This is a genomic window from Pseudomonas sp. R4-39-08, assembly GCF_003852275.1.
Classification (GTDB): domain Bacteria; phylum Pseudomonadota; class Gammaproteobacteria; order Pseudomonadales; family Pseudomonadaceae; genus Aquipseudomonas.
Map to the genome: position 1 here is coordinate 2,542,504 of NZ_CP027733.1, position 11,528 is coordinate 2,554,031.

Annotated in this window: 12 protein-coding genes; 4 read left to right on the forward strand and 8 right to left on the reverse strand. The window is 62.6% G+C overall.

Features of this window, described 5'->3' with window-relative positions:
- Positions 1 to 7: 7 nt before the first annotated feature.
- The 6 genes from C4J88_RS11740 to C4J88_RS11765 are packed head-to-tail and all read right to left on the reverse strand — an operon-like array spanning position 8 to position 5,401.
- Positions 8 to 1,105 carry an FAD-binding oxidoreductase gene (locus C4J88_RS11740; protein ID WP_124406995.1) on the reverse strand — a complete coding sequence of 366 codons (1,098 nt, stop codon included), beginning with the start codon at positions 1,103 to 1,105 and terminating at the stop codon, positions 8 to 10.
- On the reverse strand, positions 1,102 to 2,445 hold the full coding sequence (locus C4J88_RS11745; protein WP_124406996.1) for an NAD(P)/FAD-dependent oxidoreductase: 1,344 nt from the start codon (positions 2,443 to 2,445) through the stop codon (positions 1,102 to 1,104). The genes C4J88_RS11740 and C4J88_RS11745 overlap by 4 nt, the downstream gene beginning before the upstream one ends.
- Positions 2,442 to 2,732, reverse strand: a complete 291-nt coding sequence (locus tag C4J88_RS11750) for a (2Fe-2S)-binding protein (protein ID WP_124366768.1) — start codon at positions 2,730 to 2,732, stop codon at positions 2,442 to 2,444. The genes C4J88_RS11745 and C4J88_RS11750 overlap by 4 nt, the downstream gene beginning before the upstream one ends.
- Positions 2,732 to 3,526 (reverse strand): ABC transporter permease, encoded by a 795-nt coding sequence (locus C4J88_RS11755; protein ID WP_124366769.1) that lies wholly within the window; start codon positions 3,524 to 3,526, stop codon positions 2,732 to 2,734. Before C4J88_RS11755 ends, C4J88_RS11750 begins: the two co-directional genes overlap by 1 nt.
- A 4-nt stretch (positions 3,527 to 3,530) precedes the next feature.
- Positions 3,531 to 4,376: an ABC transporter permease gene (locus tag C4J88_RS11760; RefSeq protein WP_124406997.1), complete on the reverse strand. Its 846-nt coding sequence runs from the start codon at positions 4,374 to 4,376 to the stop codon at positions 3,531 to 3,533.
- Positions 4,373 to 5,401, reverse strand: coding sequence for an ABC transporter ATP-binding protein (locus tag C4J88_RS11765; RefSeq protein ID WP_124406998.1), 1,029 nt, complete (start codon positions 5,399 to 5,401; stop codon positions 4,373 to 4,375). The genes C4J88_RS11760 and C4J88_RS11765 overlap by 4 nt, the downstream gene beginning before the upstream one ends.
- Before the next feature lie 238 nt (positions 5,402 to 5,639).
- On the opposite strand from C4J88_RS11765, the gene C4J88_RS11770 reads away from it, so the two are divergent.
- The 4 genes from C4J88_RS11770 (at position 5,640) to C4J88_RS11785 (ending at position 10,746) form a co-directional block, all read left to right on the forward strand.
- Positions 5,640 to 6,473, forward strand: coding sequence for an IclR family transcriptional regulator (locus C4J88_RS11770; RefSeq protein WP_124406999.1), 834 nt, complete (start codon positions 5,640 to 5,642; stop codon positions 6,471 to 6,473).
- A 242-nt stretch (positions 6,474 to 6,715) separates the two neighbouring features.
- Positions 6,716 to 7,936, forward strand: coding sequence for a hypothetical protein (locus C4J88_RS27510; protein ID WP_177412906.1), 1,221 nt, complete (start codon positions 6,716 to 6,718; stop codon positions 7,934 to 7,936).
- A 209-nt stretch (positions 7,937 to 8,145) separates the two neighbouring features.
- Positions 8,146 to 9,501, forward strand: coding sequence for an MATE family efflux transporter (locus C4J88_RS11780; protein ID WP_124366773.1), 1,356 nt, complete (start codon positions 8,146 to 8,148; stop codon positions 9,499 to 9,501).
- Positions 9,502 to 9,540: 39 nt separating this feature from the next.
- Positions 9,541 to 10,746 (forward strand): MFS transporter, encoded by a 1,206-nt coding sequence (locus tag C4J88_RS11785; RefSeq protein ID WP_124407000.1) that lies wholly within the window; start codon positions 9,541 to 9,543, stop codon positions 10,744 to 10,746.
- On the opposite strand, the gene C4J88_RS11790 is transcribed toward C4J88_RS11785, so the two are convergent.
- Both C4J88_RS11790 and C4J88_RS11795 read right to left on the reverse strand, forming a co-directional pair.
- Complete coding sequence (locus tag C4J88_RS11790) at positions 10,713 to 11,078, reverse strand: type II toxin-antitoxin system HicB family antitoxin (protein WP_124362545.1); 366 nt, start codon at positions 11,076 to 11,078, stop codon at positions 10,713 to 10,715. The genes C4J88_RS11785 and C4J88_RS11790 overlap by 34 nt on opposite strands.
- Positions 11,075 to 11,326: a type II toxin-antitoxin system HicA family toxin gene (locus tag C4J88_RS11795; protein WP_057722035.1), complete on the reverse strand. Its 252-nt coding sequence runs from the start codon at positions 11,324 to 11,326 to the stop codon at positions 11,075 to 11,077. The genes C4J88_RS11790 and C4J88_RS11795 overlap by 4 nt, the downstream gene beginning before the upstream one ends.
- Between the last annotated feature and the right edge of the window lie 202 nt (positions 11,327 to 11,528).

Consider the following 11,528-nt stretch of genomic DNA (forward strand, 5'->3'; position numbering starts at 1 on the left):
TTTCCTCTCAGGCTTGGAAACGACGGATGGAAAACGCTTCAATGGGCTGGCGGCTGGCACCCGCGCAGACGATCTCTGCCAGGGCTTCACCGACCGCAGGGCCGAGCTGGAACCCGGCGCCGGCAAAACCGAAACCGTGGAGCAGGCCGGGTTGGGTGCTGCTGGGGCCGATCACCGGTTCATGATCGGGTAGATAACCTTCGGTGCCGCTCCAGGTACGGATGGCCTGGGCCCCGCGCAGAAACGGGTACAACTCACCCGCATTGCGCAGGATCTCCAGCACCGCCGCGTGGCCGGGCCGGGCCTGCTGCGGGCCAAGGGCGAAGCCGCGACCACCGCCGAGGATGCAGTTGCCGCGCGCCACTTGCCGCGCATAGATGCCGCCACCTTCGACGCCGGTGCTCACGTTCATCACCCTCGGCAACGGCTCGGTCACCAGCATCGCCGGGTGTGCCGAGATCATCGGCACCGGTTCGCCAAATTGCGCGGCGACGCTGCCGGCCCACGCACCGGCGCAGTTGAGCAGCCATGGCGCTTGCAGGTGCAGGCCATTGGCGCAGTGCACCTGGAAGCGCTGGCCGTCATGGTCGATTTGATTCACTTCTGCCTGCTCATAAACCCAGGCGCCACTGCGCTGCGCCGCTCGGGCGAAGGCCGGCGATACCAGGCGGGGATTGGCGTGGCCGTCCTCGGGGCAGAGTGAGGCGCCCACTGCGATGTCGCCCACCCACGGGAAGCGCGCGCGCAACTGGGTGTAATCGAGCAATTGCAGGTTCAGGCCAAAGCCACGGGTGTGCGCGGCATAGGCTTCAAGCGCGGCTAAATCCCCATGACTGCGCGCCAGTTTCAGATGCCCGGAGCGCACGTATTCGCCATCGATGCCGATCAATCCAGGCAGGTCGGCCCACAGCTGATGGGCGCGCTGTGACAGCGGTAACTGATGCAAGGGCCGTCCTTGGCGCCGCACGCCGCCGTAATTCACGCCGCTGGAATGCGAGCCGCAAAAATCCCGCTCGACCAGCGCCACCCGCTGACCCTGGCGCGCAAGCATCAAGGCCGCCGACGCGCCAACAATCCCGCCGCCCAACACAATAACGTCGATCACGGCTGCACCTGCACGCCGAACGGCAGCGGCTTGATCGGCGCCTGGGCACGCAGGCGCCCGACCTGTTCAATGCTCCGCCCGCTGCGCTCGGCGACGATCTCCGCCGCCGCCAGCCCGCACATGCGCCCCTGGCAGCGGCCCATGCCAACACGGCAATGGGCCTTGACCCGGTTGATCTCCCAGTGGCCTTCATCCACCACCGCGCGCACCTCGCCCACACTGACTTCTTCGCAGCGGCACAGGGTCAACGTATCCGGCGCCTGCGCGGCCCATTGTTCAGGGAAGGGAAACGCGGTTTCCAGGCCCTGGCGAAAGCGCTGGATGCGCGCCAACTGCTGTTCCAGCCGGGTGATGCGCCGCTGATCGACTTCCTTGCCCATATCTTCCAGTACGGCCAGCGCTGCACGCTCACCGGCCAATTGCGCCGCGTCGGCGCCCATGATGCCGGCACCGTCGCCCGCCAGGTAAACCTGCGCCACGCTGCTGCGCCCGGCGCTGTCGCGGCGCGGCAACCAGGCCCGGTTCAGGGGGCTCCAGGCAAACGCGCAACCGAGCAGGTCTGCCAGTTGCGTCTCACTGCGCAGCGCGTGGGCGAAGGCCACGGCGTCGCACGCCAGGCGCTGTTCGCCCCAACGAATGCCGCTGACCCGCTGTTCGCCGTCAATCTGCCGCAGGGTTGCGCCCTGATGCACGGCAACCCCGTGGGCGGTCAGCCAGGCGCGGTAGTACACGCCCTTGGCCAGGGTCAGCGGCTGCCCGAGCAGGGCCGGCAGCGCACGGCATTGGGCGCGCAAGGGCGCGCTGTCGAGAACCGCCACGACCTGGGCGCCGGCCTTGGCATATTGGTAAGCCACTAAATACAGCAATGGCCCCGAACCACAGAACGCGACGCGCTCGCCGATGGCGCAGCCCTGATATTTCAATGCAATCTGTGCGGCGCCCAGGCTGTAGACGCCGGGCAGGGTCCAGCCTGGCACCGGCAGGATACGGTCGGTGGCCCCGGTGGCGACGATGACCCGCGAGTACTCGACGCGCTCGGCACGGCCCTCTGTGAGCGTGTCCAGGCATGTGTCTTCGGCATTCCACACCAGGGTGTCGGGGCGATAGTCGATCAGCGGTGCCAGCTCGTCCAAGGTGCGATGCACGGCCTGGGCCTTGCCCGCTTCGAAGCCGTAAAGCTGCTTGGCCGAGCGCTGGAAATTTGCCGGTTGGCGCCGATAGACCTGCCCGCCGCCGCGCAGGCTTTCATCGATCAGGCACGGCTTGATGCCATGCTCGAGCAAGGTTCGCGCCGCCGTGATGCCGGCCGGGCCTGCGCCCACAATCACAATCGGTTTCATGCGTGGCGCCCCGGTTCACGGCTGATCGCCTGGCCCTCTTCCAGCAACGTCGAACAAGCGCGGACGCGGCGCCCGTCTGCAAGGCGCACCCAGCAGTCCTGGCAGGCGCCCATCAGGCAGAAACCGGCACGGCGCTCAGCGCTGAAATCGCTGCCGCGCAGGTGCTCGGCGCAGGTCAGAATGGCCGTCAGCAGGGTGTCGCCGAGCAAGCCTGCGGCCGGTTGGCCGTCCAGGGTGAATGCCAGGGCAGGGCGCTGGGTTTCAGCGAGTCGCTTGAACAGGGCCATCAGTGTTTCCCCACCAGCACGCGGTCCAGGCCGTACACCCGGTCGAGCAGAATCATGGTCGCCGCCGTCAGCGCGATCACCAGCGCCGAGACCGCCGCCATCATCGGGTCGATGGACTCGGTGGCGTACACGTACATGCGCACCGGCAGGGTTTGCGTGGCCGGTGAGCTGACGAATATCGACAGGGTCACCTCATCGAAACTGTTGATGAACGCCAACAGCCAGCCACCGGCCACGCCCGGCAGAATCATCGGCAGCGTGATCTGGCGAAACAGCGTAAAGCGGCCGGCACCGAGGGATTCGGCGGCCTGTTCGGCACTGCGGTCGATACCGATGGCGGCCGCCAATACCAGGCGCAGCACATAGGGCGTGATGATCACCACATGGGCGAGCATCAGCCAGGTGAAGCTGCCATTCACGCCCATCAGCGCAAACAGGCGCAACATGGCGACGCCCAGGACCAGGTGCGGGATGATGATCGGCGACAGAAACAGCGCACTGAAAAAATCCCGTCCTGGAAACGCATAACGGCTGATCGCCAAAGCCGCCGGCACCGCGATCAGCGTGGCCAGGGTCGCGGCGGTAAACGCCAGGACCAGGCTGTTATAGAACGCCTGGATAAAGTCGGCGCGCTCGAACACTGCGCGAAACCAGCGCAGGGAGAAGCCCGACGTGGGCAGGCTCAGGGTGTTTTCCGGGGTGAAGGCCACCAGGCACACCACCACCAGCGGCGCCAGCATGAACACCACCACCAGGGCGTGGAAACCGAGGGCCAACGGACCGTTTCTAGACATGCGCTCAAACCCCCAGGGACTTTTTGTAGCGGCCTTCGACCATGCGGTTCCAGCTCAGCATGATCAGCAGATTGACTAACAGCAGCACCACGGCGATGGTCGCACCCATGGGCCAGTTGAGCTCCGAGAGGTATTGGTCGTACACCACCGTGGCGACCATTTTCAGGCGGCGCCCGCCGAGCAGGCCGGGGATGGCGAACGAGCTGGCGGCCAGGCCGAACACAATCAGGGTGCCGGACAGCACGCCGGGCATCACTTGGGGCAAGACGATCTTGCGCATCACCGTGGCCTGGCTGGCACCCAGCGACAACGCGGCCTGTTCAGCCGACGGGTCGAGCTTTTGCAAGGAGGTCCAGACCGGGATGATCATGAACGGCAGCATCACATGCACCAGCGCGATGATCACCGCGAACGGTGTATACAGCAGCTTCACCGGGCGGCCGCCGAGCAGTTGGATCACTTGGTTGACCAGCCCGTCGGCGCCGAGCAGCAGGCTCCAGCCAAAAGCGCGCACCACCACCGAAATCAGCAACGGCGTGAGGATCAGGATCAGGAAAATCGAACGCCATGGCGTGCCCATGCGGCTGAGGATATAGGCCTCCGGTACGCCGATCACCACGCACAGCAGGGTCACCAGCGCACTGATCCAGAAGGTGCGCCAGAAGATCTCGTAGAAGTAGGCATCACTGAACAGCGACAGGTAATGGGCGAAGGTCCACTCATCGGCCTTCACGCCTACCTGGTAATCGAACACGTTGAACGACAGCACCAGCGTCAGGCCCAGCGGCAGCACCAACAGCCCGGCAAACAGCACCAGCGCCGGCAGGGACAGTAAGTAACCCCGGCTCATGGCTGCACCTCGTCCGGCGCCAAGACCCGCAACAGGTCCGCTTGCCAATCCAGGCCCACTGCCGCGCCGTTGCCCAGCGGCGCGCTGCCGTCGTTGCTGCGTACCACGGTGATTTCGCCGAGGTCGGTATGGACCCGGTACAGCCACTGGCTGCCGAAGAAGTAACGGTCCAGCACCTTGCCCTGCAAGCGACCCGAGCCCGTGTCCAGCAGCTGGATTTTCTCCGGGCGCAGGCTCAGGGCCAGCGCGCCAGCGCCGCCTGTATGACGCACTTGCGGGATGCCCAGGGCATCGTAGTCGCCGGCGAGCAGATTGGCCTTGCCGACGAAGTCCGAGATAAACCGTGTGCGCGGGTGCTCGTACAACCGGTAGGGCGCATCGATCTGGGTCACGCGCCCGGCCTGCATCACCACCACACGGTCGCTGATCGATAGCGCCTCGGCCTGATCGTGGGTGACCATCAAGGTAGTGATGCCCACCGCACACTGAATGCGGCGGATTTCAAACTGCATTTCTTCGCGCAGGTTGGCGTCGAGGTTGGACAGCGGCTCATCCAGCAGCAGTACCGGCGGCTCGATCACCAGTGCGCGGGCCAGGGCCACGCGCTGGCGTTGGCCGCCGGACAGCTCCCGGGGGTAGCGTTCGGCATGGGGGGCCAGGCGCACCAGCTCCAGCACGGTCTTGACCTTGGCGGCGATCTCGTCGGCGGGCACCTTGCGCATCTTCAGGCCGAAGGCGACGTTGTCGCGCACCGTCATGTGCGGGAACAGCGCATAGCTCTGGAACACTACGCCCAGGCCCCGGCTGGCGGGCTTGGCATGGGTGATGTCGCGACCGTCGAGCAGGATCTGCCCGCCGCTCACATCGACGAAGCCGGCGATCATCTGCAAGGTGGTGGTCTTGCCGCAACCCGAGGGGCCGAGCAGGGAAACGAATTCGCCTTTTTCCACCGCAAGGTCGGTGGCGACCACCGCATCGACGGCGCCGTAGCGTTTGCTCAAGGCGCGAAGTTGGAGAAATGCCATGTCTGCGTTCCACCTGTTTGAGTCGCGTCGAAACGCGCTTTTTTGTTTTGGGCAGATGCGAAAGAACAGTTGCGGGTGCGCTGGCGCTCGATCTTCGGTCGGCTGCCGGTTGTTGTTCGTTTCGCCCCTGTGGACGCAGATTAGGACGAAGACTAGAGTGGACGGAAGACGGTATTTCACTGAATGGATGATTATTTTCTGTTTTATTCATTCATCAGAATTTAGTTGGAGATAAGGCGTGAATGATTCCACTGAGCGGAATGAAGGAGCCAGGGAAGTTGGCTCAGGCGGCGTCTCTCGCCTGTTCGCACTGCTGCGCACCCTGGGTGAAGTGCCGGAAGGCGGTGAACGCGTGACCCAGCTTGCGCAGCAGGTCGGCCTCTCGCAACCGACCACCCACCGCCTGCTGCGCAGCCTGATGGACGAAGGCATGGTCGAGCAGGACGCGCGCAGCAAGCGCTATCGCCTGAGCCTGGAGTTCTTTGCCCTGGCGGCGAATGCCGGCAAAACCGGCAACCTGCGCGACCTGGTACGGCCAAGCCTGTTGCGCTTGAGTGCATCGCTGGGCGATTCGCTGTTCCTGCTGGCCCGCAGTGGCTTCGACGCGATCTGCCTGGACCGCAGCGAAGGCCCGTACCCGATCCGTACCTTCACCGGCGATATCGGTGGGCGCGTAGCGTTGGGCGTGGGGCAGGGCAGCCTGGCGATCCTGGCATTCCTGCCCGAGGAAGAGCGCGAAACGGTAATCCGCTACAACCTGCCACGGCTCAGGGATTTCCATGTGTACGACGAGGTGCTGTTGCGTTCGGAGGTCGAGAATGTGCGCAGCCTGGGGTATGCCGCGCGCAACACGGGCGTGCTCGAAGGCATGGCCGGGCTGGCGGTGCCCATTCTTAACCGTGACGGGCATGCGGTGGCGGCGTTGAGCGTAGCGACCATCAGTGATCGCCTGGGGCCGAGCCGTTTGCCGATGGTGGTGGAATTGTTGAAGCGAGAGGCGGCAGCGATCGGGCCGCGGATCAATCCGTTTGATCCGACGTTGCGCCGGCCTTCGCAGGCATTTGGTGGGTAGTCCATTTCTGATGTGAAAGCGTATATGAGAGAGCGGGGCTTTTCAGATCGGTCCTACGCAAATGCCATTCTTTTTCGCATCGTTGCACAGGCTTTTACTTTGCGTGCGACGGTAAATTCCTTGCGTGTAACTGCATGTTTATTTGGAACTGCACTGTTTTCGGTTGCCACCAAGAGGTAGCTGAATCGAGGGCTTACTGGCCTGGTTAAGCAGTCGTTACGTCCAAGACATGAGGTGTTGCAATGAATCCTAACTTCAACCCGCCGCTCTATTCGCCTCCGCCCGCACAGAACTTCGGATATTGCCCTGCCGATTATGGGCGCAATGCTACTGCGAACATGCCGAGCAATATGACCAGCTATTATTCCAATTCGGATGTTGCAAAGCTGCTGCTCCACAACTTCGAATACTTCAGTACGCCTGAAAGTGCTTTCGTTTCGCGAAACTCGCTTACTGACGTGGCCAATCGTCCATTGGGAATCAGCGTTTACGATGATCAGATGACGTTGCTTGCCAGGGATATAGTGGGACGGGACGGTCTCTCAAACTTTTTTGATCGCGCTCAGAACGGTGGTCATGAAGATGGGCTGATCAACCGAGAGGATTTGCAGCTAGCCATCGACCAGTTAGGTCCGCAACCACGGGCGGGGAATGAGTTCGCAACGGGTTATAACGGCGCGATGCGGCAACAGAGGGTCAACCAGCAGTTTGCTTCTCAGTTCTGCGCACAGCCTTCGTCCGGTGGGCCGCGCGGCATGGAAGGCTGGGGCGCGTTGTCGCCTGCACCACGAGTGTACGCGGCGCCGCAGCCGTCCTATGGGGGGACGCCAGTCAATCAACAATGGACTCCCACGATGGCTGGAGGTCGACCGTATGCGAATGAGAGTAACGAGTCCTTATCGGCCAAAGTGCTCTCCCATTTCAGCAACCTGCAAGACCCCTCAACGGGGACGATCACTGACGCGTCACTGAGTGCTGCAGCGTCGGGATACGCTCTGGATGGTCGGCCCATCAGTGCGGCGGATGCCGCTATCGCGCAGGAGCTGCTGGAGCGGGGCCAACTGTTCAAGACCCTTGACCAAGGCCGCAGTGGCACACTTGACGGCAGTATTTCCCGGCAGGATCTGGGCGATGCAGCGAGTGAGTACCGCACAATGAGCAACGCCGGGCTGCTTCAGGCCGTGAAAGATAATTTCAGGCAGTTTACCGCCGGTGGGACTGATGACTATGTCAATGTCAATGAGTTGAAAGAGGCGGCGGGTCTTATTCCGTCTGACCGAACGTTCAGCCCGCAAGCGCGCGAAGTGGCGCTGGAGCTGCTCAATCGTCCGGGCTTATTGCGCGAGTTGGATATCGGCGTTGGGGAGGCCGGCAAGCCAGGCTTTGAAGACCGACGCTTCGACATGGTTAACATCGACCATATGATCGAGAAAGAATCCTCCACGGAGCGAGCCAAGCCTTAAGCTAACGCACCTTTGGGTAATTACTCCGTGGCTGCGGGTGGGCAGGATCAAATGAGCGCCAACGGCTGCTTCCGGTGACACAGGTAGCAGCCGTCGGTGCTCAAGAGGCTTGTGCAGCGCGATCGTCATCTCGGCGTAGCATTCGCGGTTCAGCGCCAATAGACTCAAGCGATTGACGACACCACCGAGACCCAGGGCCCCGAATCATCATGGAAGTCATCCAACAACGACCGCTGTGGCAGGTCTATCTGTTTTTCCTGGCACCGATGGTGCTGTCCAACTTTCTGCAAAGCTTTTCCGGCACGCTCAACGGTATCTATGTCGGGCAGATGCTGGGTACCCACGCGCTGGCGGCGGTATCGGGCATGTTTCCCATCGTGTTTTTCTTCATTGCCCTGGTGATTGGCCTGGGTGCTGGCGCCTCGGTGTTGATCGGCCAGGCCTGGGGCGCCCGCGAGACGGGAATGGTCAAGGTGATCACCGGCGCCACGCTGACCCTCGGCGCGCTGGTGGGCCTGGTTGCCGCCCTGCTTGGCAGCCTGTTGGCCCGCCCCGCGTTGCAGGCGTTGGGAACCCCTGTCGATGTGCTTGACGATGCAGTGGGCTACGCCCAGGTGATGATGCTGATCATGCCGCTGTTGCTGGTATTCATTCTTTATACCCAACTGCTACGCGGTGTCAGCGATACCGTTTCACCATTGTTGGCCTTGATGGTGTCGACCCTGGTGGGTTTGCTGCTGACGCCAGCGCTGATTCGCGGCTGGATCGGCCTGCCGCCCATGGGCATCCAGAGTGCGGCGTACGCGGGGCTGGCGGGGAATACCCTGGCGATGCTGTTCCTGATCCTGCGCCTGCGGCACAAAAACTCGGTGATGGCGCCGGATCGCGACATGCTCGCCGCCTTGCGCCTGGACCGGGTGATCCTCGGCAAGGTCTTGCGCATCGGCCTGCCGACAGGCCTGCAGATGGTGGTGCTGTCGTTGTCGGAACTGGTCATCCTGGCGCTGGTCAACGGCCACGGTTCCCAGGCGACGGCGGCGTACGGCGCGGTGACGCAGATCGTCAACTACGTGCAGTTTCCGGCGCTGTCGATTGCCATCACCGCCTCGATCCTGGGGGCACAGGCGATTGGCGCCGGGCGCCTGGAGCGCATCGGGCCGATCCTGCGCACCGGGCTGTTGATCAACACCGCCCTTACCGGTGGCCTGATCGTGCTCGGCTATGGGCTATCGCATTGGTTGCTGGGGCTGTTCATCACCGACGCCGCTGCCCGCGTCAACGCTGAGCACCTGTTGCACATCATGTTGTGGAGCATCCTGGTGTTCGGCTTCCAGGCCGTGATCGGCGGGATCATGCGCGCCAGCGGTGTGGTGTTGATGCCGGTCGCCATCTCGATTTTCTGTGTGCTGTGCGTGGAATTGCCGGTGGCCTACCTGTTCAATGCGCATTTTGGCCTCGAAGGCGTGTGGATGGCGTTTCCGGTGACTTACCTGGCGATGCTGGTGCTGCAGACCGCGTATTACCGTCTGGTATGGCGGCATAAGCAGATCAAGCGGCTGCTGTGATAAAAGGTTGCCCACCCAAGCAGAGAAGGCGCTTTATCGATGGCTAACCCTTACGCCGAGCTGTTCCAGGTGCCGGGCGCTCGCGCCTTTGTGCTGGCGGGCATGCTGGCACGCATGCCGATCTCCATGACCGGGATTGGCCTGATTACCATGCTCTCGCAAGTGCATGGCGGTTACGGTCTGGCGGGTTCGGTGGCGGCGGTATTCGCGTTGGCCACCGCGTTTTGCGCACCGCAGGTGTCACGCCTGGTGGACCGCTACAGCCAGGGCAGGGTGCTGCCCATTGCGGCGTCGATCGGTGGCGGTGCGTTGTTGATGGTGTTGCTGTGCACGCGTTTGCAGGCGCCAGGCTGGACGTTGTTCCTGTTCGCCGCACTGGCCGGCTGCATGCCCAATATGTCGGCGATGGTGCGGGCGCGCTGGACCGAGCTGTACCGTGGCCAGCCCAAGCTGCACACCGCATTTGCCCTGGAGTCGGTGCTCGATGAAGTGTGCTTCATCATCGGCCCGCCCATTTCCGTCGGCCTCAGTGTGGTGCTGTTCCCAGAGGCCGGGCCTTTGGTGGCGGCCGTATTGCTGGCGGTGGGTGTGACCACCTTCGTATTGCAACGCACCACTGAACCGCCGGTGCATGCACGTCATGAACATCACGGGCGCTGGTTGATCGCCTCGCCGTCGGTGCTGATCCTGATGACCCTGTTGCTCGCCATGGGTGTGATCGTCGGTGTGGTGGATGTGGTCAGTGTCGCGTTCGCCCAGCAGGCGGGCCACCCGACGGCAGCCAGTATTGTGTTGTCGGTCTACGCCATCGGTTCCTGCCTGGCAGGCTTGGCCTTCGGCACGCTCAAGCTCAAGGCGCCGCTGCCCCGGCAGTTTCTGTACTGCGGCGTAGCCACGGCGCTGACCACGTTGCCGTTACTGTTGGTGACCGACATTCCGGGGCTGGCCGTGGCGATCTTTATCTCCGGTCTGTTCTTCGCCCCGACCCTGATCGTGTCCATGGCGCTGGTGGAGCAAGTCGTCCCACCCAGTCGCCTCACCGAAGGTATGACCTGGCTGATCACCGGCCTGAGCATCGGGGTGGCCATCGGCGCCGCCAGCTCCGGCTGGATGATTGACCACTTTGGCGCCGCCAGCGGGTTCTGGGTGGCACTGGCGGCGGGGCTGGTCGTGTTGGGTTCGGCGGTGCTGGGGTATCGGCGGTTAGGCAGTCAGCCGGTCGCCGCGCAAGGCTGCGGGAAATGATGGTGTAGAAACTCATCCAGCGCCTGGCGGGTCAGGTCGTTCAACGTCACTTTCTTGCGGTTCGCCGCCAACGCTGCCGCCAGATGCAGGTCATGGCCGACGCGTACGTTGAACGAGCCCTTGCATGGCTTTTCAGGCGTTTGCCCGAGCGACTGGCAGGTGGCGAGGTAATCGTCTACTGCCTCTTGGAAGGCCGCGTCCAACTCTGCGACGGTTTTGCCTTCGTAGCTTACCAGGGCCTTGATGAACAGGATTTTGCCGAACAGGCAGTTGTCCTCGAGGCTGGCTTCGATGGAGCCGATGTAGCCTTTGTGTTTCAGCTGGTTGTTCACTGAATCAGTTCTCCTGATTTCAATTGTTCGATGATTTGGCGCCGAATGTAGTGTTTCAGTTCGTTGCCGGGGTGAGGCTTGTGCAAGGTGATCAGTGCACTGGGGTCGCCAATGTCGAATTTGACCCGGCTTCCAGCCCCTTCAATCTGTGTGTAACCCAGTCGCCGTAACAGGGTTACGAGTTCAGACCAGGTGAATGCCATGTGCTCATTGAGCAGTTTGGCGAGCAGCTTTTCATTTTTGGACACGGCGTTCCCTGCGTGTAACTAAATGTAGTTGCAAAAAGTGGTGTACGTCAATGCTAGCTCGGTCTGATGCGCCTTTCCCGAGATTGATGTAACCCGTGATGACACCTCGCTTGCAGGCCCCCATTCCTCGCTAATTTTTCCCTCTGCGGTTCGTTTTATAGGGACGACGTGCCTTTGTGCTTCCTGCCTATTGCTCCGGACT

Excerpts from the sequence above, each read along its gene's own strand:
- C4J88_RS11745 (WP_124406996.1), bottom strand. The coding sequence starts at position 2,445 with ATGAAACCGATTGTGATTGTGGGCGCAGGCCCGGCCGGCATCACGGCG.
- C4J88_RS11750 (WP_124366768.1), bottom strand. The coding sequence starts at position 2,732 with ATGGCCCTGTTCAAGCGACTCGCTGAAACCCAGCGCCCTGCCCTGGCA.
- C4J88_RS11755 (WP_124366769.1), bottom strand. The coding sequence starts at position 3,526 with ATGTCTAGAAACGGTCCGTTGGCCCTCGGTTTCCACGCCCTGGTGGTG.
- C4J88_RS11760 (WP_124406997.1), bottom strand. The coding sequence starts at position 4,376 with ATGAGCCGGGGTTACTTACTGTCCCTGCCGGCGCTGGTGCTGTTTGCC.
- C4J88_RS11765 (WP_124406998.1), bottom strand. The coding sequence starts at position 5,401 with ATGGCATTTCTCCAACTTCGCGCCTTGAGCAAACGCTACGGCGCCGTC.
- C4J88_RS27510 (WP_177412906.1), top strand. The coding sequence starts at position 6,716 with ATGAATCCTAACTTCAACCCGCCGCTCTATTCGCCTCCGCCCGCACAG.
- C4J88_RS11780 (WP_124366773.1), top strand. The coding sequence starts at position 8,146 with ATGGAAGTCATCCAACAACGACCGCTGTGGCAGGTCTATCTGTTTTTC.
- C4J88_RS11785 (WP_124407000.1), top strand. The coding sequence starts at position 9,541 with ATGGCTAACCCTTACGCCGAGCTGTTCCAGGTGCCGGGCGCTCGCGCC.